The sequence below is a fragment of the Stenotrophomonas sp. B1-1 genome (assembly GCF_010894375.1).
GTDB lineage: Bacteria > Pseudomonadota > Gammaproteobacteria > Xanthomonadales > Xanthomonadaceae > Stenotrophomonas.
Map to the genome: position 1 here is coordinate 223,606 of NZ_JAAIUZ010000013.1, position 25,772 is coordinate 249,377.

Consider the following 25,772-nt stretch of genomic DNA (forward strand, 5'->3'; position numbering starts at 1 on the left):
GATCCCTTTGCCAACTGGCAAAGGGCTCTGACCCCACTGCCCCCCTGCGCAGGATCGGGGTCAGAGCCCTTTCGCTGTGCGAAAGGGATCCGACCCCGCAATAAAAAATGGGCGGATGCCGGTCGAAACCGGGCATCCGCCCATCCCACCTCGGGTGGGCCCCGGCACAGGGCCGGGGACGCATTCGCTTATTTGTCGCTGGTAATGAGCTGCACCACGCTGGAGAAATCCAGCTTACCGCGGCCGGCCTGGTGGTTCATCGAGTACAGGTTGCGGGCCACTTCGCCCAGCGGGATCGAGGCGCCAACGCTCATCGCCGCTTCCACGGCCAGGCCCATGTCCTTCAGCATCAGATCGCTGCCGAAGCCGCCGCTGTAACCGCGCGACGCCGGCGCATTTTCCAGCACGCCCGGCCACGGGTTGCACACTTCGGTGGCCCAGCTGCGGCCGGTGCTGACCGCCATCATCTGCGACAGCACCTTCGGGTCCAGGCCGTGCGCCACGCCCAGCGCGATGGCTTCGCCGGTCACCGCCATGATCACGCCCAGCGCCATGTTGTTGCACAGCTTGGCGACCTGGCCGGCACCGCTGGCGCCCACGTGGAAGATGTTCTTGCCCATCGCCTGCAGCACCGGGCGGGCGCGCTCCAGCGCGTCCTCTTCGCCACCGACGATGAAGGTAAGGGTGCCGGCCTGGGCACCGGCGGTACCGCCCGAAACCGGCGCATCGATCATCTGCAGGCCGCGTGCGGCGGCGGCTTCGGACACCTTGCGCGCACTGGCCGGGGCGATCGTGCTGCAGTCGATGACCAGCGCGCCGGCCGGAATGGCGGCCAGGATGCCATCGTCACCCAGGTACACGCCCTCGACATGGCGGCTGGCCGGCAGCATCGAGACCACGACCTCGGCATCGGCCAGGGTCTCGCGCGCCGACGCGGCGGCACTGGCACCGGCATCGACCGCCGCCTGCACGGCGGCCGGCACCAGATCGAACACGCGTACGCTGTGGCCGTTCTTGACCAGGTTGGCGGCCATCGGGCCACCCATGTTACCCAACCCGATGAATGCAATGCGGCTCATGCAAGGCTCCTTTCAGCCATGGGGGTACCCAGGTCGGCCAGCGGATGCGCGGCGTCGGCCCAGGGGGAAACGAAGAAGGTGTCGGCCCACGCGGTGGTGGCCTCGGCCAGGGTGGCCGGGTTCCACTGCGGGTTGCGGTCCTTGTCGATCAGCAGCGCGCGGATGCCTTCGGCGAAATCGCCATGGGCGGCGCAGTGCAGTGCGGTGATGTATTCCAGGCGATAGACGCTGGCCAGGTCCTGGCCGGCGCTGTGCCGCTGCAGTTCGAAGGCCAGCCGCGCCGAACCGGGTGCACCGGCGGCGAGCGTCTTCTGCGCCGTCTGCAACCAGGCATCGTCGGTCTGCAGCGTGCTGATGCGCTTGATGATCACGGGCAGATCATCGCCTTCGCACAGCGCATCGACCGTCGCGGCATTGGCCAGCAGCGGGCCGGTGGCGGCATCGCTGGCATGCGACTGCAGCAGCTGGCTCAGGCGTTCGTGGTTGTGTGCGGCATCGCTCGACCATGCCACCTGCAGCAGCGCGTCGAACACCACACTGCGACGCTCCTCGGCCACGTGCAGATCGGCCAGGCCGGCATAGATGGCATCGCCCGGGTTCAACAGCGCACCGGTCAGGGCCAGGAACAGGCCGGCCCTGCCCGGCACGCGCGGCAGCAGCCAGCTGCCACCCACATCGGGGAACAGGCCCACGGTGATTTCCGGGAAGGCCAGCTTGGATCGCTCGCTGACCACGCGGTGGCTGGCGCCGGACATCAGGCCGATGCCCCCGCCCATTACGATGCCATGGCCCCAGCACAGGATCGGCTTGGGATAGGTGTGGATGAGGTAATCAACGCGGTATTCGACGTCGAAGAATTCAGCAGCGTAGGCGTTGTCGCGGATATCGCGGTGGCCGGCGTCGCGGAAGGCGACCATGGCCTTGTGCAGGCTGTGCAGGTCACCACCGGCGCAGAAGGCCTTTTCGCCAGCGCCCTGCAGCACCACCATCGCGATACTGTCATCCTCGGCCCAGGCGTTGAGCTGCTTCAGCAGCAGGTGCGCCATCGGCAGCGAGAAGCCGTTGAGCGTGCGCGGCGCATTCAGCGTGGCAATGCCGATGCGCGTGCCGTTGCCGGCCACGCGCGCTTCGAACAGCACCGGTGCTTCGTCGGCGACGGTGTCGGTGCTCATGCGTTCTTCCACTGCGCGGCGCGCTTTTCCAGGAAGGCGGTCACGCCCTCGACCTGGTCCGCCGTGTCGAACAGATCGACGAAGGCTTCGCGCTCGGCCACCAGCGCCGCGGCGTGGCTGCCGGTACGGGTGGACTGCACCAGGGTCTTGCAGGCGGCGATGCTGGTCGGGCTCTGCTTGCCGGCCTTCTTCGCCCATTCCAGCGCCAATGCCTTGGATTCGCCCTTGCCGACCTTTTCCTCGGCCAGGCCAATGCGCAGTGCGGTGTCGGCATTGATGCGCTCACCCAGCAGGATCATGCGCTTGGCCCAGCCCTCGCCGACCAGGCGCGGCAGGTTCTGGGTGCCACCGGCGCACGGCAGCAGGCCGACGGTGGCCTCCGGCAGTGCCACCTGGGCGTGGTCTTCGATGATGCGCAGGTCACAGGCCAGCGCGCATTCCAGGCCACCGCCCATGGCGTAGCCGTTGATGGCGGCGATGGACACGCCACGGAAACCGGACAGCGCTTCGAAGGCTTCGCCGAAACGGCGTGCGGCTTCGCGTGCGGCGGCCTTGTCGCCCGAGGCGAACTGGTTCAGATCAGCGCCGGCGGAGAAGAACTTCTCGCCGTCACCGGTGATCACCAGCGAGTAGATGTCGCGGTCTGCATTGAGCGCGCCCACCAGGTCGCGCAGCGCGGACAGGCTGTGCACGGTCCAGGTGTGCGCCGGCGGGTTGTGCAGGGTGACCACGGCGGTGTGGCCATCGGCCTCGACCTTCAGGCCCACGTGCTCCTGGGTACGCCAATCCTTCATCGCAGTTCCTCTTCGGTGTTGAGCAGGTGGCGGGCCACGATCACCCGCATGATCTCGTTGGTGCCTTCCAGGATCTGGTGCACGCGGCTGTCGCGCAGCAGGCGCTCGATCGGGTATTCGCGGATGTAGCCGTAGCCGCCGTGGATCTGCAGCGCTTCGTTGCAGATCTTGAAACCGGCATCGGTGGCGAAGCGCTTGGCCATCGCACACCACACGTTGGCGTCGCTGGCGCCGGCGTCGAGCTTGCGCGCGGCCGAATGCACCATCTGCCGCGCGGCCACCAGTTCGATGGCCATGTCGGCCAGCTTGAACTGCAGCGCCTGGAAATCGGCCAGCGCCTTGCCGAACTGGCGACGCTCGCCCATGTAGCGGCGTGCGGCATCCAGCGCGCCCTGCGCCGCACCCAGCGAACAGGCGGCGATGTTGATGCGGCCGCCGTCCAGCCCCTTCATCGCCAGCTTGAAGCCGCCGCCTTCCTCTCCCAGAAGGTGGCTGACCGGCACGCGCACGTTTTCGAAGGTGATGCCACGGGTGGGCTGGCTGTTCCAGCCCATCTTCTCTTCCTTGCGGCCATAGCTGATGCCCGGCAGGTCGGCCGGCACCGCGATGGCGCTGACGCCGCCGGCACCGGCACCGCCGGTACGCGCCATCACCACCAGCAGCTCGGTGGCACCGGCGCCGGAAATGAAGGCCTTGGAACCGTTCAGCACATACACGTCGCCATCGCGCACGGCGGTGGTCTTCAGCGACGCCGCATCGGAACCGGCGCCCGGCTCGGTCAGGCAGTACGAGGCCAGCTTGCTGCCGGATGACAGATCGGTGCCCCACGCGTCGCGCAGTGCGTCCTGGCCCCACTTGGACACCATCCACGAGGCCATGTTGTGGATGCTGATGTACGCCGCAGTCGACGGATCGACGTTGGCGAGCTCCTCGATGACGACGGCGGCGTCCAGACGGCTCAGGCCGCTGCCGCCCACTTCCGGGTCCATGTACAGACCGCAGAAGCCCAGTTCACCGGCCTTGGCGATCGCCTCGCGCGGAAAGATGCCCTCCGCATCCCATCGCGCGGCGTGCGGCGCTAGTTCGGCCTGTGCGAAGTCACGCGCGGCTTCGCGGTACGCCTGCTGCGCTTCTTCCTGGTCCGTCGTCATCGAGTGGCTCATGGCTGCTCCCGCCCTTACTTCAGGCTGATGGTGGTGTTGACGCCGTGGCTCAGCGTCTCGTCATCGAACCAGCGAGCGGTGACGGTCTTGGTCTGGGTGTAGAACAGCACCACCTGCTTGCCGTACGGGCCCAGGTCGCCCAGCTTGGACGCGCGCGAACCGGTGAACGAGAACAGCGGCACCGGCACCGGAATCGGCACGTTGATGCCGACCTGGCCCACGTCAATGTCTTCCTGGAACTTGCGCGCGGCCGCGCCGGACTGGGTGAACAGTGCGGTGCCGTTGCCGTTGGGGTTGCCGTTGACCATCGCGATGGCGTCTTCCAGCGTTTCCGCTTCCAGGATCACCAGCACCGGCCCGAAGATTTCTTCCTGGTAGATGCGCATGTCGGTGGTGACACCGGCAAAGATGGTCGGGCCGACGAAGTTGCCCTTCTCAAAGCCATCCACCTGCGGCTTGCGGCCATCGAGCACCAGCTTGGCACCCTGCTCCACGCCCGAGGCGATCAGGCCTTCCACGCGCTCGCGGGCGCTGCAGGAAATGACCGGGCCGACATCGGTGCCGGCCACGGTGCCGCCGCTGACCTTCAGGGTCTGCGCCTTGGCCACCAGGTCCTGCACCCAGCCGCGCGCCTCACCCACCAGCACCAGGGTGGAGGCGGCCATGCAGCGCTGGCCGGCCGCACCGAAGGCGGCGCCGACCATCGCGTTGAGGGTCTGTTCCTTGTTGGCGTCCGGCAGCACCACGGCGTGGTTCTTGGCGCCCATCATGCACTGCACGCGCTTGCCGGCCAGCGAGGCACGGTTGTAGACGTGGGTGCCGACGCGGGTGGAACCAACGAACGACACGGCCTTGATGTCCGGGTGGTCGCAGATCGCATTGACCACTTCTTCGCCGCCGTGGACGACGTTCAGCACGCCCTTGGGAATGCCGGCTTCCAGCGCCAGTTCGACCAGGCGCATGGTCACCATCGGGTCCTGCTCGGACGGCTTGAGGATGAAGGTGTTGCCCGTTGCAATCGCCATCGGGAACATCCACAGCGGAATCATCGCCGGGAAGTTGAACGGGGTGATGCCGGCGCACACGCCCAGCGGCTGCATGATCGTGTAGGTATCCACGCCATTGGCCACGTTGTTGGCCAGCTCGCCCAGCTGCAGGTTGCCGATGGCGGCGGCGTGCTCGACCACTTCCAGGCCGCGGAACACATCGCCTTCAGCGTCCGGCAGGGTCTTGCCCTGTTCGGCGGTGAGGATGTGGGCCAGCTCGCTCATGTTTTCGCGGATCAGCTGCTGGTACTTCAGGAAGATGCGCGCGCGGGTACCGATCGGGGTCTTGCGCCAGGTCTTGAAGGCTTCCTTGGCGGCGGCCACGGCGGCATCCACTTCGCTGGTGGTGGCGAACGGCACCTGCGCCAGCACGTCCTGGGTGGCCGGGTTGACCACGTCCTGCCAGTGGGAGGTGGCCGATTCGATGAACTGGCCATCGATCAGCATGCGGATACGGGGCGCTGCAACAGTCATGACGACAATCCCACGGGCTCGAAAGATGCTTGGCATTATTCACAGCACCCACCTCGATTTCCGGCCTGAATCCGCTTAATCTGGCCAACACGCCAGACGATTCCTGTTAATTCTGTGAATTTCCAGCCCTCCCAGCGCCAATTGGGCCTGCGCCTGCTGCGGATGCGCGAGCAGCGCGGCTACAGCCAGGTGGATCTGGCCCGCGCCTTGGGCCTGTCGGCCAGCTACCTGAACCAGATCGAGCGCAACAAGCGCCCGCTGACGCCGGCCGTACAGCAGAAGCTGGGCGAGGTATTGGGCGATGTTTCCGCCCTGTTCGACGACGATGAGCCCGCTGCACTGCAGGAGTCGCTGGGCGAAACCCTGCGCGACCTGGGCCTGGCCGATGTCAGTGCCACCGAGCTGCGGGCACTGGCCGGCAATCTGCCGCAGGTCAGCCGCGCCCTGCTGGACCTGCACCGCCGCCACCTGGCCCTGCGCGAGCATGCCGCCGCACTGGAGTTCCAGCTGGGTGAGCCCGGCGCCGGCAGCATCCTGCCGGCCGGTGACCAGGTGCGCGAGTTCTTCAACCGCATGCACAACCACATTCCCGAACTGGACGAACTGGCCGAGCGCCTGTTCGCCGAATGGGGGCTGGCACCGGGCCACGTGGCGCCGCGCCTGCGCCAGCTGCTGGCCGACCGCCACGGCGTACTGGTGGAAGTGGCCGCGCTGCAGGCCGGGCGCGAGAAGCGCCAGTACGACGCCGGCAGCCGCACGCTGTGGCTGCCGGATTATCTGGAACCGGGCCAGCAGGCGTTCCAGATGGCGGCCGAGCTGGCCCTGCGCGGCTACCTGCCGCAGATCGATGCGGTGGTGGCGCGCGCGGGCTTCCACGATGACGCGCGTATCGCGCAGGCGCGGATCGGCCTTTCCAACTACTTCGCCGGTGCGCTGGTGATGCCGTACATGCAGTTCCTGCGCGCGGCCGAGGCCAGCAGTTACGACATTGAACTGCTGGCACACCAGTTCGGCGTGGGGTTCGAAGCGGTCTGCCACCGGCTGAGCACGCTGGCGCGGCGCAGTGCGCCCGGGCTGCCGTTCTTCTTCATTCGCGTGGACCGTGCCGGCAATGTGTCCAAGCGCCATTCGGCCACCGATTTCCATTTCTCACAGGTGGGCGGTTCGTGCCCGCTGTGGATCGTCTACGAGGCGTTCAACCAGCCCGGGCGCATCCTGACGCAGACCGCGCGCATGCCCGATGGGCGTCGCCATTTCTGGCTGGCGCGGCAGGTCAGCAGCGGGCCGGTGGGGCATGGCCAGCCGCGCAAGACCTTCGCGGTGGCACTGGGCTGCGACCTGCAGCATGCCGAGCGGCTGGTGTATTCCCTGGGGCTGGATGTGCAGAGCCCGGGCAATTCGGTGTCGATCGGGCCGGGCTGCCGCGTATGCCCGCGCGAGGACTGCATGCAGCGCGCGTTCGTGCAGTTGCCGGGGAGATAGGTTCTCGGCAGGGCTGCGCCCTGCACCCCCCGTAGAGTCGAGCCATGCTCGACTGAAGCAACAGGTAGGTGCCCACCTTGGTGGGCACGCTCTGGCCGTGCGCGAAATGCATCCACGCGTGGCGTGGATCTACTAATCCCAATACACGGTCAGCACGCGGTGGCCTTGCGAGGGTACGGGGGCGTCGATGTGCTGGCCGTAGGGCCAGCCTTCGCCCACGCCGTCACATTCCAGACCCTGCAGCCAACCTTCTACGATCTCGACGTCGGCGCGGGTCAGCACGTGCACGTTCTCGGCGGCAGGCCATTCGCTGTCGTCTTCCAATGCGCTGCCCCAGTCCTGGTGCAGGCCTACATACACGCCTTCCACTTCGGGCTTTTCGGCAATCGCGGCCAGGCGCGCGTACAGCTCGGCAATCGGCGGGCGACCGAAACCCCATTGGTTGGGCGCGATGCATTCTTCGAAATCATTGCCTTCGAAGTACGCGGCCAGTGGCACCACCGGCAGGTGCTCCGGGTCGCGGGCATCGAGGCGTTCAAGCAGTTCCAGCAGTTCCTGGCGGGCAGACATCCACAGCTCCTTGCAGCATGAAGCACGATTGTATCGATCGCGCTCAGTAGATCGGTGTCACCTTCATCTGCGGCAGCGGGCGCGGTGCGCCGTCGGTCAAGTCTGGGCCCAGGTCTTCCCAGGTGCGGCCCTGTTCCACCATCAGCCCCCACAACTGCTGCGACGCCTGGCGCTTGTCTTCCGAACCCAGCTTGTACGACGGCGGCACCGGCTCACCCACGGCAACGGTGGAATACGCGGCGCGGTAGGCCAGCACCTGCTGCGCCGGATCGTCGGTGCGCGCCACTTCCAGCGTGTAGCGCTGGTAGGCCGAAGCCAGGTTGCGCCAGCGGATCCAGTAGTGGTTCTCGAACGAGAACGCACAGAAGCGCGCGCCGGCCAGGCTGCCCTTGTCGGCAATGCGGGTCAGCACGTCCTGCGGCATGTCCAGGTTCATGCCGCCTTCGTCGCCCTGCAGGCTGACGTGCACGATGCGGTCGCGGTAGCCCGGCGCGCGCGCCTGCAGCAGGTCGCGCCAGTTCTGCATGGTGGCCACCACGGCGAACAGGAAGCGACCCAGCTCACCGGCAGCCAGCGGCGTGGCAATGGACTGGTAGTGGCGCTGCCAGCCATGGCGGTTGCCGGTGGGCAGGAACACCGACTTTTCCAGGGCCGCGCGCGTACTGCCGCCGTGGCTGACTTCTTCGGCGTGCTGCGGGTACACCAGGTTGATGGCGAACGTGGGCCAGCGCGGCATTGCCGCGTCGAACAGGTGGATGGGGAAATTGCTGCTGATGCCGCCATCGGAGAACCAGCACACGCGGAAGGCGGTGATCACCGGGCCGCACGCCTGTCCGGCGCTGGTCAGCCCTTCCATGCTGTCGGCCACGTTGTGCTCCTGCGTGGCCGGCGCCGCCGCCGGTTCGCAGCGGCGCTCGCGGCGGGCGGGTTCGTGCAGCGGCACGGCGCTGATCAGCAGCGGGAAGCTGAGGCTCATGCGCGTGGCCACCAGCACCGGCAACTGCGCGCCCTGCGGCAGATGGTAGTACTGGCGCCCGTCCACCTGCAGCGGCGCACCGGCCTGCTGCACCAGCCAGTCCACCACGCTGGCCGGGAACAACTGGGCGAATTCCTCGCGCAGGAACCAGAACTGCGCCCCGCCCAGCGGCAGGGTGCGCGGTTCGTTGTGGGATACACAGGTGGTGATCATCTGCAGGCTGATGGCCTGCGGGCTGTGCGGTTCGCCGGCATACCGCGGTGCATCGTGCAGATCGGCGAAGGTGAGCGGAGCGTCCAGTGGCTTGCCGGCCAACTGCTGCAGGCGCGCGTGCAGCCAGTCGGTCAGCGCCGGAGTCTGCGCATCGCGGCCCAGCCCGCTGCACAGGCCCAGCAGATTGCGCCGGGCGACACGGGCCACGCGCAGCGCTGCACCGGCCACACCGGCGCCATAGGCGCACAGCAGCGACGGCAGCAGGGTGGCCGCCACACCGCTCCAGCCGCCGCCCCAGCCGCCCAGCGCCAGCAGCAGGGCCAGCGACACCAGCACTTCCAGCGGCGCGATGGTGAACACGGCCACGGCCAGGCACAGCAGCTTGCGCGGCCAGCGCGCCTTGCCGGTCAGCACTACCAGCAACCGGTACGCCGAACGCGCGCCGCGCGCGGGCTGGAACAACCCGTAGATGAAGCCGCGCCGCGACAACTGCGCCGACACCGCAGACAGCCCACCGTAGCCCGCCTCACCGGGCAGCGTTTCGCCAGCCTGCTGGCGGCGGTCGCCATACGCGGCCGCTGCAGCCACTGCCGCGGCAATGGCCCCGGCCGAGGTGCCGCCGATGCTCTTGAAGCGGTACTGCTGGGCCAGCGCCAGCACCGCGTTGGGATACACGATGCCGCTGGTGATGCCGCCTTTCATGACCAGATCGCAATATTTGTCCGCCACTGCCCTGCCCCCATGCATGCCGTCCACCGCGTGGGTTCCAGTATGGCGCAGGGGCTTCTCAGGGCCTGAGAACCGCTGCGCAGTCAGCGCGATTCCCCCTTGGCCGGGCGACGTGCCGCATGCACACTGCCGCCAGGAAGCGGACTGCAGGGACTGCCCATGACCACCCGACGCGCCTTCATTGCCGGCTGCGGCGCCGCTGCTGCCGCCACCGCCTGTTCACCCGGGCAGGCCCCCACCGGCAACGACATCAGCCAGCTCGAGCCCACCGCCTTGGCGGGCATCACCCGCATCGACGGCCAGCGCCCGCTGGTCGACGTGCTGCAGCGCCACCGTGGCCCGGTCTGCGTGGCCGGTGGCCGCTTCAGCATGGGCGGGCAGACCAGCGCCAGCGGCGCCCTGCAACTGGACATGACCGGCCACAACCGGCTGCTGCGGCTGGATGTGCCGGGCAAGGTGGTGCGCGTGCAGGCCGGCATGCGCTGGCGCGAGCTGCAGGCCCTGCTGGACCCGCACGACCTGTCGGTGAAGGTGATGCAGAGTTTCAGCAGCTTCACCATAGGCGGCTCGGTCGGCGTGAACTGCCATGGCCGCTACGTCGGCAACGGCAGCCTGGCCGCGACGATCCGTGCATTGCAGGTGGTACTGCGTTCGGGCGAGGTACTGGAAACATCGCGCAGCCAGCACCCGGACCTGTTCGCCGCGGTGATCGGCGGCTACGGGCTGCTGGCCGTAGTGAGCGAGGTGGAACTGGACCTGGCCGACAACACACGCATGGCGCGGCACATGCAACGCGTCGCGCTGGCCGACTACCCGCAGTGGTTCGCCGACAACGTGCCGTCGCGCGGCGATGCATTGATGCACAACGCCGATCTGCTGCCGCCACGTTTCGATGCCCCGGTAACGGTGACCTGGCGCCGCAGCAGCGCCGCGCTGACCGACACCCGCCGGCTGGTGCCGGTGGGCGACCGCTATGCCTACGAACAGAACATGATCTGGGCGGTGTCCGAACTGCCGGGCGGCGCGCAGCTGCGCGACAGTTCGGTGGTGCAGAAGCAGCTGCAGCAGCCTCGGGTGATCCACCGCAACCTGGAAGCGAGCCTGGACGTGGCCTCGCTGGAGCCGCGCACGCGCGCCATGTCCACCTACCTGCTGCAGGAGTACTTCATTCCGGTGCGGCAGTTCCAGGCGTTCGCCACGCGCATGGCGGCGATCCTGCAGCACCACCACGTGGACGCACTGAACGTGTCGATCCGCCACGCGCCGGCCGATACCACTTCGCTGCTGGCGTGGGCGCGCCAGGACGTGTTCTGCTTCGTGCTGTACCACAAGCAGCGACGCTTCCCGTGGAGCGACACCCTGGCCACCGGCTGGACGCGGGCGCTGATCGATGCCGCGCTGGACTGCGGCGGCAGCTACTACCTGCCCTATCGCCCGCATGCCACCCGCGAACAGTTCCGCCGCGCCTACCCGCAGTGGCAGCGGTTCGTTGAAGCCAAGCGCCAATACGACCCGCAGATGCAGCTGGTGAACCACCTTTGGCAGCGCTACATCGCGGCGCCGTAGCAATGGGGTCGGATCCCGTTGCAGCGCAACGGGCTCTGACCCCACCCCCCTTGACCGGCGCGGCCAACGCGTCCACCGTGGGCGCGCCGAAGGTATCCCTCCAGGCGCTCACGCGCAGGGCGGGATTTAAACGGGAATCCGGTGAAGGCGCCTGGCGCGCCCATTCCGGAGCTGCCCCGCAGCGGTGAATGGAAACGAAGCCTGCCAACAGCACTGGGCGCACGCCTGGGAAGCGGCAGGGAGTAGGTGGGCTGCGGCCCGTGTCCATCAGCCCGAATACCGGCCCCGGCCGGGGGACACGACCGTCCCCTGATTCGACCTGGACTCTCCGCGGGGAGGGTGCCGGGGCCATCGTCGTCCTGCGCGCGCGGGCGCGGTGGCCGCGTGCGTCCTGTTCACGGTGTCCGGCCCGATCCGTTCCCCACGCTGCCACGCACCCGACGATGACCGAGCTTCAACGCCCCACCCTGACCCTGCCCGCCGACGGCAAGCGCCTGCTGCTGCATTCCTGCTGTGCCCCGTGTTCGGGTGAAGTAATGGAGGCGATCACCGCCTCCGGGATCGACTACGCGATCTTCTTCTACAACCCCAACATCCACCCGGTGAAGGAATACGAGCTGCGCAAACAGGAAAACATCCGCTTCGCCGAGCAGCACGGCATTCCGTTCATCGACTGCGACTACGACACCGACAACTGGTTCAGCCGTGCGCGTGGCATGGAAAATGAGCCGGAGCGCGGTATCCGCTGCACCATGTGCTTCGACATGCGCTTCGAGCGCACCGCGCTGTACGCGCACGAGCACGGCTACGACACCATCAGTTCGTCGCTGGGTATCTCGCGCTGGAAGAACATGGCGCAGATCAATGACTGCGGCATCCGCGCCGCGTCGCGCTACGAAGGCCTGCAGTACTGGGACTACAACTGGCGCAAGGGCGGCGGCGCCAGCCGCATGGTGGAAATCAGCAAGCGCGAGCAGTTCTACCAGCAGGAATACTGCGGCTGCGTGTACTCGCTGCGCGATGCCAACCGCCACCGCCGCGAAACCGGCCGCGAGCGCATCAAGATCGGCCTGCTGTACTACGGGCAGGATGCGGAAGCGCCCAAGGGCGATTGACGCGCGCGTACGGGGCGGCCACGCTGGTCGCCCCCTTCTGTTGTAGTGGAACTGCCATGACCGTCCTGCCCGCCGATGTCGCCCTGCTGGTGATCGACCTGCAGCCGGACTTCATGCCCGGTGGTGCGCTGGCCTGCGCCGACGGCGATGCGCTGGTGGCACCGATTGCCGAGCTGCTGGCCCAGCGCCGCTATCGCACGGTGGTGGCCACCCAGGACTGGCACCCGGCCGGCCATGCCTCGTTTGCCAGCCAGCACCCCGGCACGCGCCCGTTCGAGACCATCCTGCTGCACGCGCAGCCGCAGACGCTGTGGCCCGACCACTGCGTGCAGGGCAGCGACGGCGCCGCGCTGCACCCGGGCGTGGACTGGAACGTGGCCGACCTGATCCTGCGCAAGGGCACCCGCCCGCAGGTGGATTCGTACAGCGCCTTCCGCGAAAACCACGGGCCCGATGGTGATCGCCCGGCCACCGGCCTGGCCGGCTGGCTGCATGAGCGGCGTATCCGCGAAGTGCACGTGTGCGGCCTGGCGCGCGACTACTGTGTGCTGTGGAGCGCGCAGGACGCGGCCAAGGCCGGATTCCGGGTGAAGTTCCTGTGGGAGCTGACCAAGCCAGTGACCGATGCCAACGACGCGATGGTGCGCGAGGCCTTGGGCAAGGCGGGGATTGCTGCCATCTGAGGTGCGCCCGCCGGGCATGGCCCGGCGCTACCCAAGGTGACGGTCGGTAGCGCCGGGCCATGCCCGGCGGCCACGCAACCCGCTGTCAGCGGAACACTACCGTGCGGTGCCCGTTCAACAGGATGCGGTGTTCGACATGGCGGCGCACGGCCCGTGCCAGCACCTGCGATTCGGTATCGCTGCCCAGCCGCACCAGGTCGCGCGGGGTCATGGCGTGGTCCACGCGGGCCACGTCCTGTTCGATGATCGGGCCTTCGTCCAGGTCTTCGGTCACGTAGTGCGCGGTGGCACCGATGATCTTGACCCCGCGCGCGTGCGCCTGGTGGTACGGCTGCGCGCCCTTGAAGCTGGGCAGGAAGCTGTGGTGGATGTTGATCGCACGGCCGGCCAGTGCGCGGCACAGCGTGGGCGACAGAATTTGCATGTAGCGCGCCAGCACCACCAGGTCGATGCGCTCGCGGTCGACCAGATCGATGATCTGCTGTTCCTGCACCGCGCGTGTTTCCGCGTTCACCGGCAGGTGGTGGAACGGCACCTGGTAGGACGCGGCCAGCGGCGCGAAGTCGGCGTGGTTGGACGCCACCGCGGCGATATCCACCTTCAGCTGCCCGCTGTGCGCGCGGAACAGCAGGTCGTTCAGGCAATGCCCCTGCTTGCTGACCAGCACCAGCAGGCGCGCGCGGCGGCGGCCGTCATGCAGCTGCCAGTCCATGCCGAAATCGGCGGCGAGCGCGGCCATGGCGCCATGCACCGTGTCCAGCGGCAGGCCGGCGTCGCGATCGAAATGCACGCGCAGGAAGAAACGACCGCTCTCTTCATCGCCGAACTGCTGGGCGTCGAGGATGTTGCAGCCGTGGTCGAACAGCAGCCCCGACACGCGATAGACGATGCCGGTGCGGTCGGGACAAGACAGGGTAAGAATGGAATCGGGTCGCATGGCCCAAGTTTAGGGCAGCACCCTGCGGCGGTGCACAATGCTGTCAGATGCAACCGATCTTCAGTGCGGATGCACCGTCAACGCCACCAGGCGCACCACCAGCGGGCGCACCAGCAGCACACCACAAAACGCCACCGGCATGGCCATCTGGTAGGCCGCCAGCACCCGCGCCAGATAGCCGCTGCCCAGCCCGGCGTTGGCCGCAGTGATGACCAGGCACATCAGCAGCGCCATCAGGCTGGCCATGAAGAAGGCGAACACGAACGGCGTACTGCGGGCGTGCAGCTTCCAGCGGAGAGATCGGGGGTGGGCCATCGCACATCGCATCGGGTGAAGTGGGCCGGCAGGCTAGCGGTGCGACGGCCTGTGCACAGCCCCGCCGCGCTTGGGGCAGACCCAAGCCACGCTTGCCGGTTTCCGTGGCAAGCTGGCCGGTCATGAACCTGTTGCAGCTCATCCGCAGCTTCACCCGCACCGCGCAGACCGGCAGCATTGCCGCGGCCGCGCGCAGCCTGGGCATCAGTGCCACTGCCGTGGGCCAGAACATCCAGCGCCTGGAAACCCACCTGGGCGTGCGCCTGCTCAACCGCAGCACGCGGCAACTGGCCTTGAGCGAGGCCGGGGCGCTCTACCTGGCCCAGGTGCAGCACATCGAGGCCGACCTGGCCCGTGCGCAGGCGCTGGTGACCGCCGACGACATCGTGCCCAGTGGGCCGCTGCGCATTGCCAGCAGCCGCGCCTTCGGCCGCCATGTGCTGGCGCCGCTGCTGCCGTCGCTGCAGCAGCGCTACCCGCAACTGCAGCTGGAACTGCGCCTGAGCGATCGCGCGGTACAGCACGGTCCGGAAACGGTGGATGTCAGCCTGCGCATCGGCGCGCAGCTGGAAGATGGGCTGGTGGCGCGGCCGCTGGCGCGCATTCCGTTCCTGTTCTGCGCCGCCCCGGCCTACCTGGCCGCGCACGGCATGCCGCAGGAACCGGCCGAGCTGCAGCACCACCGCGGCCTGCTGCACCGCTTTCCCACCGATGGCCGGCCGCTGCGCTGGGGCCTGCGGCGTGGCGATGCGCGGGTGGACGCGGCGCTGCCGCCCAGCATGGTCTGCGATGACATCGACGCGCTGGCCGAGCTGGCCGCCGCCGGTGCGGGCATCACCCGGCTGGCCGCCTTCGTGGCCGACCCGTACCTGCGCGATGGCCGGCTGCAGACGGTGTTCGGCCCGGCCAGCGCGTGGCAGCCGGAGCCGATGGAGGTGTTCTTCTGCGTAAGCGACCGGCGCGATTTCACCGCGCGCATCCGCGCCCTGTTCGAGCACCTGCAGGCCGGCTTGCCGCCGGCCTGGCAGGTGTGACCGGCCTCAGCGCGGGCGGAACACGTTGCGTGCTTCGCGCGGTTCGCAGCGCAGGTACTGCGGCGCCGGCACCACGCTGTCGCCCAGCGCGGCAGCGGCATGCCACGGCCAACGCGGGTCGTACAGGATGCCGCGGGCCAGGGCGATGGCATCGGCCTGGTTGTGGCGCAGGATCGATTCGGCCTGTTCCGGCTCGGTGATCAGGCCCACCGCAATGACCGGCATGCGCAGCTTCTTGGCCTTGATGGCCGCGGCGAACGGCACCTGGTAGCCCGGGCCCACGCTGATCTTCTGGCGCTCGTCCAGGCCGCCACTGGACACGTGCAGGAAGTTGCAGCCGCGCGCGTCCAGCACCTGTGCCAGGGCTTCGCTCTGCACCACGTCCCAGCCGCCTTCGACCCAGTCGTTGGCGGAAATGCGCACGCCCACCGACACCTTGTCCGACACCGCTTCACGCACCGCGTCGAACACTTCCACCAGCAGGCGCAGGCGGTTCGGCAGCGAGCCGCCGTAGCCGTCGGTGCGGCGGTTGCTGAGCGGCGACAGGAACTGGTGCAGCAGGTAACCGTGGGCGGCGTGGATTTCGATCAGCTCGAAGCCCAGGCGTTCGGCGCGCACGGCGCTGGCGGCGAAGGCGGCCACCACCTCGGCAATGCCGGCTTCATCCAGCGCCTGCGGGGCCGGGTCGTTGGCATGGAACGGCAGCGGCGACGGCGCCACGGTGGGCCAGCCACGGGCATCGTCGGCCGGCAGCTGGCGGCCGCCGTCCCACGGGCGAGCGGTGGAGGCCTTGCGGCCGGCGTGGCCGAGCTGGATGCCCAGCGGCATCGGCGACCAGCGCCGCACGCTGGCCAGCACCTGCGCCAGCGCCGCTTCGGTACCGTCGTCCCACAGCCCCAGGTCGGCATGGCTGATGCGCCCGCGCGGTTCCACCGCGGTCGCTTCCAGGATCAGCAGGCCGGCACCGGACTGCGCCAGGTTGCCCAGGTGCTGGGCATGCCAGTCGCTGGCGCGGCCATCTTCGGCGGAGTACTGGCACATCGGCGCGATCACGATGCGGTTGGACAGGGTAAGCGGGCCGAGGGTGACCGGCGAGAACAACTGGCTCAAGGCGATAGCGACATGCGGAGGGGGTGCGTATTGCACCGCTGCACGGCCTGCGGATCAACCGTCTGGATGGATCGCTGTTTCGCGGGGGGACGGGTGGACGGTAGAGTCGACTGTCAGTCGACTGCTCTTGGCGCCATGTCTGAACAGCCCGCGCTGCGCGCGCTAGTCGACTGACAGTCGACTCTACCGGGCCGGATGGCTGAACAGCCCGCGCTGCGCGCGGTAGTCGACTGACAGTCGACTCTACCGGCTGACGAAATCTGCCAGGGCCTCGGCGCAGTCGCGTTCATCCTTGAACTGCAGCAGGTCGTCGGCACGGGTGCGGCCGCGGTTCAGTGCGGCCACCGGCAGGCCGGCCTTGGCCGCGGCCTGCACGAAGCGGAAGCCGGAATAGACCATCAGCGAGGAGCCCACCACCAGCAGCGCATCGGCCTGCTGCAGGTGCTCATGCACCGCCGCTACCCGTTCGCGCGGCACGTTTTCGCCGAAGAAGACGACATCTGGCTTCAGCAGGCCGCCGCAGTACGGGCAGTCCGGCACCACGAATGCGGAAAAATCCGTCTCCAGATCGGCATCGCCATCGGGGGCGATACCGGCCTCCAGCGCGTCCCAGCCCGGGTTGGCGTCCAGCAGGCGCTGCTGGAAATCCTCGCGCCCGCTGCGGCGTTCGCAGCCCATGCAGCGCACCAGGTCCAGCCGCCCGTGCAGATCGATCACGTTCGTGCTGCCGGCACGCTGGTGCAGGCCATCCACGTTCTGGGTCAGCAGCACCTGCAGGGTGCCGCGTGCTTCCAGCGCGGCCAGCGCCTGGTGGGTGCCGTTGGGCAGGGCCAGGCCGAAGCGCGGCCAGCCCAGCAGGCTGCGCGCCCAATAGCGCTGGCGGGTGGCCGCCTCGCCCATGAAGGCCTGGTAGGTCACCGGCGGGGTGCGCTTCCACTGGCCGTCGGTATCGCGGTAATCGGGAATGCCCGAGGCGGTGCTGCAACCGGCGCCGGTGAGCACGAACAGGCGCTGGGCGCGGTCGATGAAGTCGGTCAGCGGCGGGGTCATGCCGACCAGATGGGGGCGCGGCGGCGCCCCCGCAAGCGCCGGTTCAGACGGCCTCGGGCAGGCGCGGCACGGCGGTCGGCTGGCCGTCTTCGCCCAGCGCGATCATCACGAAGTGGCCGCGGGTGCACAGCTTGCGCTCGCCGCTGTGCAGGTCTTCGGCAATCAGCTCCACTTCCACCTTCATCGAACTGCGGCCCACTTCCACGATGCGACCGATGGTTTCCACCATCTGGCCGATGCGGATGGGCAGCTTGAAATCGACCTGGTCGCTGCGCGCGGTCACCACAGTGCGGCGCGAATAGCGGGCGGCGGCCAGGAAGGCAGCCTTGTCCATCCAGGCCAGCGCCTGGCCACCGAACAGGGTGCCCATGTGGTTGGTGTGGTTGGGGAAGACGATTTCGGCCATGCGCACTTCGATGGGCGGCACGGTTTCGACGATGGGGGTCATGGCGGTGGCCAGGGTGTGGGGGTGCGGCAATTGTAAGACCGGGGGCCGTTGTGCGAAAAACCCCGGCGCTGGCCGGGGTTTTTCGTTGCAACCGGGGTGACCGCTTCGATCAGAAGTTCATGTCGAAGGCGACTTCGCCCTGCACGCCCACCTGGTAGGCCGACACGCGGCGTTCGAAGAAGTTGGTCAGTTCCTGCACGTCCTGCAGTTCCATGAACGGCAGCGGGTTGCGCACGTTGTACTTCTTTTCCATGCCGAGCTTGGCGAAGTGCTGGTCGGCACAATGCTGCAGGTACTGGCGCATGTCGCGGGTCGAGATACCGGCCACGCCGCCGGACAGCACGTCCTCGGCGAACTGCACTTCGCATTCGATGGCTTCGGCCAGCATGTCATAGACCTGCTGCTTCATTTCATCGTCGAACAGGTCCGGCTCTTCCTCACGCACCACGCGCACCGATTCGAACGCGAAGTCCATGTGCGCGCTCTCGTCGCGGAACACCCAGTTGGTGCCCGAGGCCAGGCCCGGCAGCAGGCCGCGCGAACGGAAGTAGTACACGTAGGCGAAGGCGGCGAAGAAGAACAGGCCTTCGATGCACGCGGCGAAGCAGATCTGGTTCAGCAGGAACTGGCGGCGTTCGGCACGGGTCTCGATGCGCTTGAGGTCCTGGATCGAGTCGATCCACTTGAAGCAGAAGTCGGCCTTCTTCTTGATCGAGTCGATGTTTTCCACCGCGGCGAAGGCTTTGACGCGCTCTTCCGGGTCCGGCAGGTAGTTGTCGAGCAGGGTCAGGTAGAACTGCACGTGCAGCGCTTCTTCGTACAGCTGGCGCGACAGGTACATGCGCGCTTCGGGCGCGTTCAAGTGCTGGTACAGGTTCAGCACCAGGTTGTTGGACACGATCGAATCGCCGGTGGCGAAGAACGCCACCAGGCGATGGATCAGGTGGCGCTCACCCGGCGACATCTTGCTGTGCAGGTCGGTGATGTCGATCTGGAAGTTGATCTCTTCCACCGTCCAGGTGTTCTTGATCGCGTTCCGGTACATGTCATAGAACTGCGGGTAGCGCATCGGGCGCAGGGTCAGTTCAAAACCGGGATCGAGCAGCATCTGCTTGGGCTTGTCGGCCATGGGTGTTTCCTTGAATTCTCGGGTCAAAACGCCGGGCGTGGCCCGGCGCTACCTTGGTGTTTCCGTGGTGCAGTCGAGCATGGCTCGACGCTACAGAGGGGTGTGCCGGCCAGAAGCCGGCACGGCCACTCTTATTGGCACGCCTCGCAGGCTTCCGGGTTTTCCAGCGAGCAGGCCACCGCTTCGGTCGGGGTGTAGGTGCTGACCGTGGTCTTGGCGATCTTGGTGGCCGGACGCGAGCGCAGGTAGTAGGTGGTCTTGACGCCCTGCTTCCACGCGTACATGTACATGGACGACATCGCACCGATGTTCGGGCTTTCCATGAACAGGTTGAGCGAGGCCGACTGGTCGATGAAGGCGCCACGCTCGGCGGCCATGTCGATCAGCGAACGCATCGGCAGTTCCCATGCGGTGCGGTAGACCTGGCGCAGGGCTTCGGGAATCTGCGCCACGCCGGCGATGGAACCTTCGGCCAGCTTGATGGCATCGCGCATGTCGGCGGTCCACAGGCCCAGCTTCTTCAGTTCGTTCACCAGGTAGCGGTTGACCTGCAGGAAGTCACCGGACAGGGTTTCGCGCTTGAACAGGTTGGACACCTGCGGTTCCACGCACTCGTAGCAACCGGCGATCGAGGCAATGGTGGCGGTCGGGGCAATCGCGATCATCAGCGAGTTGCGCAGGCCGTGTTCCTTGATGCGCTCGCGCAGGGCGTCCCAGCGCGCGGTGTCTTCGGGCACCACGTTCCAGGCGTCGAACTGCAGTTCGCCGCTGGCGGCACGGGTGTCGTTGAACGACGGGTGCTTGCCGCGTTCCTGGGCCAGCTCCGAGGAGGTTTCCAGGGCGTGGAAGTAGATCGTTTCGGCGATCTTCTTCGACAGGGCGCGGGCTTCGGCGCTGTCGAACGGCAGGCGCTTGCGGAAGAACACATCCTGCAGGCCCATGCAGCCCAGGCCGACCGGACGCCAGCGCAGGTTGGCGCGGCGGGCGGTTTCGATCGGGTAGAAGTTCAGGTCGATCACGCGGTCGAGCTGGCGCACGGCCAGGCGCACGGTCTCGGCCAGCTTCTCGAAGTCGAACTCGTTGTGCTCGTCGAAGTGGTTGCCCAGGTTGATCGAACCCAGGTTGCACACCGCGGTTTCATCGTTGGACGTGACTTCCAGGATTTCCGTGCACAGGTTGGACAGGTGGATCACGTTGCCCGGGCGCAGCGTCTGGTTGCTGGCGCGGTTGCACTTGTCCTTGAAGGTCATCCAGCCGTTGCCGGTCTCGGCCAGGGTACGCATCATGCGGGCGTACAGCTTGCGCGCCGAGATGGTGCGGTTGGCCTTGCCCTGCGCTTCGGCCTGCACGTAGGCCTGTTCGAAGGCTTCGCCGAACAGGTCGGTGAACTCCGGCACGACGCGCGGATCGAACAGCGACCATTCCTGGTCGGCCTCGACGCGCTTCATGAACAGGTCCGGGACCCAGTTGGCCAGGTTCAGGTTGTGGGTACGGCGGGCTTCGTCACCGGTGTTGTCACGCAGCTCCAGGAAGTCCTCGATATCGGCGTGCCAGGTTTCCAGGTACACGCAGGCCGCGCCCTTGCGCTTGCCACCCTGGTTCACCGCGGCCACGGACGAATCCATGGTCTTCAGCCACGGCACGATGCCGTTGGAATGGCCGTTGGTGGACTTGATGAGCGAACCACGCGAACGCACGCGGGTGTAGCTGACGCCGATGCCGCCGGAGAACTTGGACAGCTGGGCGATGTCGCCGTACTTGGAGTAGATCGATTCCAGCGAATCCTGCGGCGAATCCAGCAGGAAGCACGAGGACAGCTGCTCGTGGGTGGTGCCGGAATTGAACAGGGTCGGGCTGGACGGCAGGTAGTCCAGGTTGCCCATGCGCTTGTACAGCGCCAGGGTTTCGGACACGTCTTCGCTCAGCGCGCTGGCGATGCGCAGGAAGAACTGCTGCGGGGTCTCGATCACCTTGCGGGTGTGCGGGTGGCGCAGCAGGTAGCGGTCGTACAGGGTACGCAGGCCGAAGTAATCGAAGTTCAGGTCCAGCGAGATGTCGATGGCATCGTTGAGCTTGCGCGCGTTGGTCTGCACGAAGTTCAGCAGGCGGTCGTTGATCAGGCCCACTTCGTGGCCACGGCTGACCGACTGCGAGAAGGCGTAGATTTCCTGGCCCGACACTTCCTTGGCGATGTAGTTGGCCAGCAGGCGCGCCGCAAGGCGGCCGTACTCGGGCTCTTCACCGATCAGCAGGGCGGCGGTGCGGATGGACAGTTCGTCCAGTTCGCGGGTGGTGGCGCCGTTGTACAGGCCGGAGATGGTACGGGTGGCCACGCGCATCGGATCGACCGCGTGCAGGCCTTCGGAGGAACGCTGCACCGCGCGCACGATCTTGTTCAGATCCACCAGCTCGGTCGTGCCATTACGCTTGGTCACGCTCATCGCGTTGGACGTCGGCGGCGACGTCAACAGGAATTCGCTTTCCTTTTCGATGGTGGCGCTGGATTCGGTGGTCACGGCGTGTGTCCTCTTGGCGTGATTGGGGGTGCTCGATGCATCGGGGTGACGCGACCTGGGACCTGACGCCCCAGAGTGGCAGGAGGGCGTCGCAGGGATTGAGACCCTGCGCCTGCCACTGCCGGTGACGGTCGCGGAACGGTACTGCCGGGGACCCCGGCACTTGGGGTCGCTGCGACCGACGGCCACAAGATAGTGGGGGTAGAGGGGGCCGTCAACGCCAAATGTAGTGAAATCTGGTAATCCCTTGCGGCGCAAGGATCATGCCATCGGCGGCGCGTTTGGACGCTTCAGACCTGCTGGAACCGGCTGCGCAGTCAAGACCGAAAGGCGTCACAAGGGCGGTACAACGTGCTGCGCAAACGGAACAATGACAGCTTCACATGACAGTGATGAAGCTGGCTAGGGACAACCCTGTGGATAGGTGGTGGGCAGTCGGTGGGAAAGCCTGTATGGCCGGATGGATGGCTATCGGGCAATGACTTCCGGCCGGTGACGTCGCCTTCTGTGCACGGGATGCTGGGACCCTGCACTGACCGGAAAGGATTCCACCATGCGCCTGACCCTGCCTGCCCTGGCCCTGCTGGGCTGTCTGGCCACTGTCCCGGTAATGGCCGGCGACGCCCCGCAGCTGCGCTCGGACCAGTGCGGCATGCGCACCGACTACGACGTGCTGGTGGACAGCGGTGGCATCTGGCTGCGGCATGGCCCGCAGGCGCCGCACGAGGTGGTGTTCCACGATGGCGTGCTGAGCCTGGACGACACGGTCGTGCCGGTCAGCGAGGCCGACGCCGCCCGCCTGCGGCAGATGGAGGCCGGGGCGCGGCAGCTGATGCCGGCGGCCACGGCGCTGGCCCATGAAGTGAGCGGACTGAGCTTCGATGTGCTCGACGGGGTCTATGAGGGCCTCACCGGCACCGCCAACAGCCGCAAGGTGCGGCGCCTGCGTCGGCAGGCCGATGACTGGATCGGCGGCACGCTGGGCAAGGGCTACTGGGAACAGGCGGTGTTCGGGCCGGGCTTCGAGGCCAGGGTGCAGGACATGGCCGAATCGCTGTCCGCGTCCATCGCCCGCAGCATGCTCTGGCAGATGGTCACCGGCCGCAGCGAGGCGATGGAGGAGCGCGCCGACCGCCTGGACGCGCAGATGGAACAGCAGCTGGAAGGCCGCGCCGAGCGCATCGAGGCCAGCGCCCTGGCGCTGTGCCCGCTGGTGGCCGCCGTGGCCGATGCCCACGATGCTCTGGAGGTGCGCTACCAGGGGCAGCCGCTGCGGCTGATCGAACGCAGCGAAGGCGTGCAGGTGGCCGGCGATCCGTAGCGTCGAGCGTGCTCGACCATCGTTGGCACCGCGCGTCGCCAGGCGCAGTCGAGCATGGCTCGACTCTACAAAGGCGAACCCGGGCCGGGGGCCCGCCCTCACGCCCGGTGAGGGGTGCCCAGGTACTCGGCGCTCTGCATTTCGATCAGGCGCGAGGCGGTGCGCTCGAAGGCGCCCTGCAGGCGCTGGCCGCTGTACAGCTCGATGGGCGAGGTGCTGGCGGTGCAGACCAGGTTGACGTGGCGGTCGTACAGCTCGTCGATCAGGTTCACGAAGCGGCGCGCGGCATCTTCGTTCAGGCGGTCGAAGGCGGGGATGCCGCCCAGCAGCACCGTGTTGAACTCGTGCGCGATCTCGATGTAATCCGACGGGCCGCGCGGGCCTTCGCACAGGGCGGCGAAATCGAACCAGGCAATGCTCTTGCCGCGGGCCCGCACCGGAATCTTGCGGCCCTCGATCTCGATGTTGCCGGCCTTGGCCGCCTGCCCACCGCTCAGCTCGCCCCAGCGGCTGCCCAGCCAGTCGTCGCTGTCGGCGGCCAGCGGCGCGCGGTACACCGGCGAACGGGTCAGCGCGCGCATGCGGTAGTCCTCGGTGCCTTCGGCATACAGCTCCACGCAGAAGCGCTGCAGCAGGCCGATGGCCGGCATGAAGCTCTCGCGCTGCAGGCCGTTCAGGTACAGGTTTTCCACCGCCGTGTTGGAGGTGGTGACCAGGGTCACGCCCTCGGCGAACAGGCGCTCCAGCAGCCGCGCCAGCAGCATGGCATCGCCGATGTCGGTCACGAAGAACTCGTCCAGCACCAGCACGCGCAGGTTGCTGCGCCATTCCTGGGCGATCTTCGCCAGCGGGTCGCTCTGCCCCTGGTGCTCGCGCAGGCGCTCGTGCACGCTGCGCATGAAACGGTGGAAGTGGGTGCGGTACTTCTGCTTGATCGGCAGGCCGTCGTAGAACAGGTCCACCAGGAAGGTCTTGCCGCGCCCCACCCCGCCCCAGAAATACAGGCCCTTTACCGGCTCGGGCTTCTTCCAGAACGAGGACAGGCGGTCCAGCCAGCCGTCTTCGGCGCTGTCCATCAGCCCCAGGTGGATGCGGTCCAGCTCGGCCAGGGCCGCGTGCTGGGCCGGGTCGTTCTGCCAGTCGCCGCGGGCCACGCCGGCGGCATAGCGCTGCGAGGGGGTCTGCACCGCCTCGTTCATGCCGCCGCGCCCAGCCAGTGCTTCACGCCGTGGGTGAGTGCGCCGCGCAGGTCGATCAGCTTGCGGTGGAAGAAGTGGCTGGTGTCGGGCATGCGCACCAGCTCGTGCGGCGCCCCCAGGGTGTCCAGCCACTGGTAGACCGCCTGCGGATCGACGATTTCATCCTGTTCGCCCTGGATGACCAGCCAGCGGGCCGGCGGCTGCACGCCGTCGAAATCCCAGCGGCCGGCCGGCGGCGCGATCGAGATCAGCGCTTCCGGCTGCAGTTCAGCGGCCGCCTTCAGCGAAACGAACGACCCGAAGCTGAAACCGGCCAGCCACAGGCGGTCCTGCGGGCGCTGGCTGCACACCCAGGCGGCCACGGCCTTCAGGTCGTCCTGTTCGCCGTTGCCATGGTCGAAGTCTCCGGCCGAACCACCCACGCTGCGGAAGTTGAAGCGTACCGTGGCGATGCCCTGCTCGCGCAGGGTGGCGGCGGTCATGGTCACCACCTTGTTGTGCAGGGTGCCGCCTTCGGTGGACAGCGGATGGCAGACGATGGCCACGATCGGCTGCGCCGGCACATCGGCCTTGGGCAGATCGACCACCACTTCCAGCGGACCGGCCGGGCCGTCCAGTTCAAGACAGGCGGTTTCGCCGGGAGCAACGGGGAACGAGGGATTGCGCATGGCAACATGATACCGTCCCCCGCCCCTGCCCTGTGCCTGCCCCATGCTCTATCTGTCCCTGGCTGTGATCTGCAGCGTGCTGGTGTCGGTGCTGTTGAAGCTGGCCGGGCGGCGCGCACTGGACGTGCCGCAGATGGTGACCTGGAACTACCTGGTAGCCGCCACCCTGACCGCCGCGGTGCTGCAGCCGCCGCTGGATGCGCTGCGCGCACCGCATGCGCCGTGGGCCGCGCTGCTGGCGCTGGCGGTGGTGCTGCCGACCATTTTCCTGGTGCTGGGCCGCGCGGTGGCGGTGGCCGGCATCGTGCGCAGCGATGTGGCCCAGCGCCTGTCGCTGCTGCTGTCACTGGCCGCGGCCTTCCTGTTCTTCGGCCAGACCGCCACGCCGTGGAAGCTGGCCGGGCTGGCGCTGGGCCTCGTGGCCATGGTGGCGATCAGCCTGCGCCCGCGCGGGCCGGCCGTGGCCGCCTCGCCCGGCGGCTGGGGATGGCTGCTGGGGGTATGGGGCGGGTTTGCGGTGGTGGACGTGCTGCTGAAGCAGGTGGCGCTGTCCGGTACGCCGTCGATGGCGGCGGTGCTGGCCAGTTTCAGCGTGGCCTTCGTGCTGATGCTGGTGTTGCAGCTGTGGCGGCACTTCAGCGGCCGCAGCCGGCTGGCCTGGCGCAACCTGGGCGCCGGCGCACTGCTGGGCCTGCTCAACGGCGGCAACATTCTCTTCTATGTGCACGCGCACCAGTCGATGCCGGACAGCCCGGCCACGGTGTTCGCCGGCATGAACATCGGCGTGGTGGTGCTGGGCGCGCTGGTGGGTGTGTTCGCCTTCGGCGAGGCCACCACGAAGTGGAACCGCGCCGGCCTGGCGCTGGCGGTGCTGGCGATCGGCTTGATCGCCTGGGGTTGAGGCATGACCGGGGTCGGATCCCATTCCAACGGAATGGGCTCTGACCCCGGCGTCTTCCCAAAGCAGTCGAGCATGGCTCGAC

At 67.7% G+C, this 25,772-nt stretch carries 23 protein-coding genes and 1 riboswitch; of the genes, 7 read left to right on the top strand and 16 right to left on the bottom strand.

Annotated features, from left to right (window positions below; genetic code table 11):
• Positions 1-188: 188 nt before the first annotated feature.
• The 5 genes from mmsB to G4G00_RS12670 are packed head-to-tail and all read right to left on the bottom strand — an operon-like array spanning position 189 to position 5,728.
• Entirely contained in the window at positions 189-1,079 is an 891-nt protein-coding gene (mmsB, locus tag G4G00_RS12650) for a 3-hydroxyisobutyrate dehydrogenase (RefSeq protein WP_164274066.1), read from the bottom strand.
• On the bottom strand, positions 1,076-2,251 hold the full coding sequence (locus tag G4G00_RS12655) for an enoyl-CoA hydratase/isomerase family protein (RefSeq protein WP_164274069.1): 1,176 nt from the start codon (positions 2,249-2,251) through the stop codon (positions 1,076-1,078). Before G4G00_RS12655 ends, mmsB begins: the two co-directional genes overlap by 4 nt.
• Positions 2,248-3,045 (bottom strand): enoyl-CoA hydratase, encoded by a 798-nt coding sequence (locus G4G00_RS12660; RefSeq protein WP_164274072.1) that lies wholly within the window; start codon positions 3,043-3,045, stop codon positions 2,248-2,250. Before G4G00_RS12660 ends, G4G00_RS12655 begins: the two co-directional genes overlap by 4 nt.
• The gene (locus G4G00_RS12665; protein ID WP_164274075.1) at positions 3,042-4,208 is read right to left on the bottom strand and encodes an acyl-CoA dehydrogenase family protein; all 1,167 of its coding nucleotides are present in this window, start codon (positions 4,206-4,208) and stop codon (positions 3,042-3,044) included. The genes G4G00_RS12660 and G4G00_RS12665 overlap by 4 nt, the downstream gene beginning before the upstream one ends.
• Positions 4,209-4,222: 14 nt before the next feature.
• Positions 4,223-5,728, bottom strand: coding sequence for a CoA-acylating methylmalonate-semialdehyde dehydrogenase (locus G4G00_RS12670; RefSeq protein ID WP_108751851.1), 1,506 nt, complete (start codon positions 5,726-5,728; stop codon positions 4,223-4,225).
• Between the two features lie 114 nt (positions 5,729-5,842).
• Between G4G00_RS12670 and G4G00_RS12675 the strand changes: the two genes are divergently transcribed.
• A complete protein-coding gene (locus G4G00_RS12675) occupies positions 5,843-7,210 on the top strand; it encodes a short-chain fatty acyl-CoA regulator family protein (RefSeq protein WP_164274077.1) in 1,368 nt (455 codons plus the stop codon).
• A 132-nt stretch (positions 7,211-7,342) separates the two neighbouring features.
• Here G4G00_RS12675 and G4G00_RS12680 read toward each other — a convergent pair whose 3' ends face one another.
• Positions 7,343-7,780, bottom strand: a complete 438-nt coding sequence (locus G4G00_RS12680) for a hypothetical protein (RefSeq protein ID WP_164274080.1) — start codon at positions 7,778-7,780, stop codon at positions 7,343-7,345.
• A gap of 43 nt (positions 7,781-7,823) precedes the next feature.
• The gene (locus tag G4G00_RS12685; protein WP_164274083.1) at positions 7,824-9,716 is read right to left on the bottom strand and encodes a patatin-like phospholipase family protein; all 1,893 of its coding nucleotides are present in this window, start codon (positions 9,714-9,716) and stop codon (positions 7,824-7,826) included.
• A 141-nt stretch (positions 9,717-9,857) separates the two neighbouring features.
• Between G4G00_RS12685 and G4G00_RS12690 the strand changes: the two genes are divergently transcribed.
• The 3 genes from G4G00_RS12690 (at position 9,858) to pncA (ending at position 13,062) form a co-directional block, all read left to right on the top strand.
• Positions 9,858-11,264, top strand: a complete 1,407-nt coding sequence (locus tag G4G00_RS12690; RefSeq protein ID WP_164274086.1) for an FAD-binding oxidoreductase — start codon at positions 9,858-9,860, stop codon at positions 11,262-11,264.
• An 85-nt stretch (positions 11,265-11,349) separates the two neighbouring features.
• Positions 11,350-11,567: riboswitch (cobalamin riboswitch) on the top strand.
• Between the two features lie 140 nt (positions 11,568-11,707).
• Positions 11,708-12,379, top strand: coding sequence for an epoxyqueuosine reductase QueH (locus G4G00_RS12695; protein ID WP_108751847.1), 672 nt, complete (start codon positions 11,708-11,710; stop codon positions 12,377-12,379).
• A 56-nt stretch (positions 12,380-12,435) separates the two neighbouring features.
• Positions 12,436-13,062 (top strand): bifunctional nicotinamidase/pyrazinamidase, encoded by a 627-nt coding sequence (pncA, locus tag G4G00_RS12700; protein ID WP_164274089.1) that lies wholly within the window; start codon positions 12,436-12,438, stop codon positions 13,060-13,062.
• 85 nt (positions 13,063-13,147) lie between these two features.
• Here the strand turns inward: pncA and purU are convergent, their stop codons facing one another.
• Together purU and G4G00_RS12710 are read right to left on the bottom strand one after the other, a co-directional pair.
• A complete protein-coding gene (gene purU / locus G4G00_RS12705) occupies positions 13,148-13,999 on the bottom strand; it encodes a formyltetrahydrofolate deformylase (protein ID WP_108751845.1) in 852 nt (283 codons plus the stop codon).
• 60 nt (positions 14,000-14,059) lie between these two features.
• Positions 14,060-14,314, bottom strand: coding sequence for a DUF2798 domain-containing protein (locus G4G00_RS12710; RefSeq protein ID WP_164274092.1), 255 nt, complete (start codon positions 14,312-14,314; stop codon positions 14,060-14,062).
• Between the two features lie 122 nt (positions 14,315-14,436).
• Between G4G00_RS12710 and G4G00_RS12715 the strand changes: the two genes are divergently transcribed.
• A complete protein-coding gene (locus G4G00_RS12715; RefSeq protein WP_164274095.1) occupies positions 14,437-15,348 on the top strand; it encodes a LysR family transcriptional regulator in 912 nt (303 codons plus the stop codon).
• Between the two features lie 6 nt (positions 15,349-15,354).
• Here the strand turns inward: G4G00_RS12715 and G4G00_RS12720 are convergent, their stop codons facing one another.
• The 5 genes from G4G00_RS12720 to G4G00_RS12740 form a co-directional block, all read right to left on the bottom strand.
• The gene (locus tag G4G00_RS12720) at positions 15,355-16,458 is read right to left on the bottom strand and encodes an NADH:flavin oxidoreductase/NADH oxidase (protein ID WP_164274098.1); all 1,104 of its coding nucleotides are present in this window, start codon (positions 16,456-16,458) and stop codon (positions 15,355-15,357) included.
• 243 nt (positions 16,459-16,701) lie between these two features.
• Positions 16,702-17,508, bottom strand: coding sequence for an NAD-dependent protein deacetylase (locus tag G4G00_RS12725; protein ID WP_164274101.1), 807 nt, complete (start codon positions 17,506-17,508; stop codon positions 16,702-16,704).
• Between the two features lie 43 nt (positions 17,509-17,551).
• Positions 17,552-17,956, bottom strand: coding sequence for an acyl-CoA thioesterase (locus tag G4G00_RS12730; protein WP_049433141.1), 405 nt, complete (start codon positions 17,954-17,956; stop codon positions 17,552-17,554).
• Between the two features lie 109 nt (positions 17,957-18,065).
• A complete protein-coding gene (locus G4G00_RS12735; protein WP_164274104.1) occupies positions 18,066-19,085 on the bottom strand; it encodes a ribonucleotide-diphosphate reductase subunit beta in 1,020 nt (339 codons plus the stop codon).
• Positions 19,086-19,216: 131 nt separating this feature from the next.
• Positions 19,217-21,601: a ribonucleoside-diphosphate reductase subunit alpha gene (locus G4G00_RS12740; protein ID WP_108751839.1), complete on the bottom strand. Its 2,385-nt coding sequence runs from the start codon at positions 21,599-21,601 to the stop codon at positions 19,217-19,219.
• A gap of 553 nt (positions 21,602-22,154) precedes the next feature.
• Between G4G00_RS12740 and G4G00_RS12745 the strand changes: the two genes are divergently transcribed.
• Entirely contained in the window at positions 22,155-22,922 is a 768-nt protein-coding gene (locus G4G00_RS12745; RefSeq protein ID WP_164274107.1) for a DUF2884 family protein, read from the top strand.
• Positions 22,923-23,020: 98 nt separating this feature from the next.
• Here the strand turns inward: G4G00_RS12745 and zapE are convergent, their stop codons facing one another.
• Both zapE and G4G00_RS12755 read right to left on the bottom strand, forming a co-directional pair.
• On the bottom strand, positions 23,021-24,121 hold the full coding sequence (gene zapE, locus G4G00_RS12750) for a cell division protein ZapE (RefSeq protein ID WP_164274109.1): 1,101 nt from the start codon (positions 24,119-24,121) through the stop codon (positions 23,021-23,023).
• Positions 24,118-24,789, bottom strand: a complete 672-nt coding sequence (locus G4G00_RS12755; RefSeq protein WP_164274112.1) for an alpha/beta family hydrolase — start codon at positions 24,787-24,789, stop codon at positions 24,118-24,120. The genes zapE and G4G00_RS12755 overlap by 4 nt, the downstream gene beginning before the upstream one ends.
• A gap of 43 nt (positions 24,790-24,832) precedes the next feature.
• On the opposite strand from G4G00_RS12755, the gene G4G00_RS12760 reads away from it, so the two are divergent.
• Positions 24,833-25,690: an EamA/RhaT family transporter gene (locus G4G00_RS12760; RefSeq protein WP_164274115.1), complete on the top strand. Its 858-nt coding sequence runs from the start codon at positions 24,833-24,835 to the stop codon at positions 25,688-25,690.
• Positions 25,691-25,772 lie beyond the last annotated feature (82 nt).

What these genes read in the sequence shown, in the direction of transcription:
- G4G00_RS12670 (WP_108751851.1), bottom strand. Translation starts at nt 5,728, where the DNA reads ATGACTGTTGCAGCGCCCCGTATCCGCATGCTGATCGATGGCCAGTTC.
- zapE (WP_164274109.1), bottom strand. Translation starts at nt 24,121, where the DNA reads ATGAACGAGGCGGTGCAGACCCCCTCGCAGCGCTATGCCGCCGGCGTG.
- G4G00_RS12745 (WP_164274107.1), top strand. Translation starts at nt 22,155, where the DNA reads ATGCGCCTGACCCTGCCTGCCCTGGCCCTGCTGGGCTGTCTGGCCACT.
- G4G00_RS12665 (WP_164274075.1), bottom strand. Translation starts at nt 4,208, where the DNA reads ATGAGCCACTCGATGACGACGGACCAGGAAGAAGCGCAGCAGGCGTAC.
- G4G00_RS12715 (WP_164274095.1), top strand. Translation starts at nt 14,437, where the DNA reads ATGAACCTGTTGCAGCTCATCCGCAGCTTCACCCGCACCGCGCAGACC.
- G4G00_RS12655 (WP_164274069.1), bottom strand. Translation starts at nt 2,251, where the DNA reads ATGAGCACCGACACCGTCGCCGACGAAGCACCGGTGCTGTTCGAAGCG.
- G4G00_RS12680 (WP_164274080.1), bottom strand. Translation starts at nt 7,780, where the DNA reads ATGTCTGCCCGCCAGGAACTGCTGGAACTGCTTGAACGCCTCGATGCC.
- G4G00_RS12735 (WP_164274104.1), bottom strand. Translation starts at nt 19,085, where the DNA reads ATGGCCGACAAGCCCAAGCAGATGCTGCTCGATCCCGGTTTTGAACTG.
- G4G00_RS12730 (WP_049433141.1), bottom strand. Translation starts at nt 17,956, where the DNA reads ATGACCCCCATCGTCGAAACCGTGCCGCCCATCGAAGTGCGCATGGCC.
- G4G00_RS12725 (WP_164274101.1), bottom strand. Translation starts at nt 17,508, where the DNA reads ATGACCCCGCCGCTGACCGACTTCATCGACCGCGCCCAGCGCCTGTTC.
- G4G00_RS12660 (WP_164274072.1), bottom strand. Translation starts at nt 3,045, where the DNA reads ATGAAGGATTGGCGTACCCAGGAGCACGTGGGCCTGAAGGTCGAGGCC.
- G4G00_RS12690 (WP_164274086.1), top strand. Translation starts at nt 9,858, where the DNA reads ATGACCACCCGACGCGCCTTCATTGCCGGCTGCGGCGCCGCTGCTGCC.
- G4G00_RS12710 (WP_164274092.1), bottom strand. Translation starts at nt 14,314, where the DNA reads ATGGCCCACCCCCGATCTCTCCGCTGGAAGCTGCACGCCCGCAGTACG.
- G4G00_RS12685 (WP_164274083.1), bottom strand. Translation starts at nt 9,716, where the DNA reads ATGCATGGGGGCAGGGCAGTGGCGGACAAATATTGCGATCTGGTCATG.
- G4G00_RS12755 (WP_164274112.1), bottom strand. Translation starts at nt 24,789, where the DNA reads ATGCGCAATCCCTCGTTCCCCGTTGCTCCCGGCGAAACCGCCTGTCTT.
- mmsB (WP_164274066.1), bottom strand. Translation starts at nt 1,079, where the DNA reads ATGAGCCGCATTGCATTCATCGGGTTGGGTAACATGGGTGGCCCGATG.
- G4G00_RS12695 (WP_108751847.1), top strand. Translation starts at nt 11,708, where the DNA reads ATGACCGAGCTTCAACGCCCCACCCTGACCCTGCCCGCCGACGGCAAG.
- purU (WP_108751845.1), bottom strand. Translation starts at nt 13,999, where the DNA reads ATGCGACCCGATTCCATTCTTACCCTGTCTTGTCCCGACCGCACCGGC.
- pncA (WP_164274089.1), top strand. Translation starts at nt 12,436, where the DNA reads ATGACCGTCCTGCCCGCCGATGTCGCCCTGCTGGTGATCGACCTGCAG.
- G4G00_RS12760 (WP_164274115.1), top strand. Translation starts at nt 24,833, where the DNA reads ATGCTCTATCTGTCCCTGGCTGTGATCTGCAGCGTGCTGGTGTCGGTG.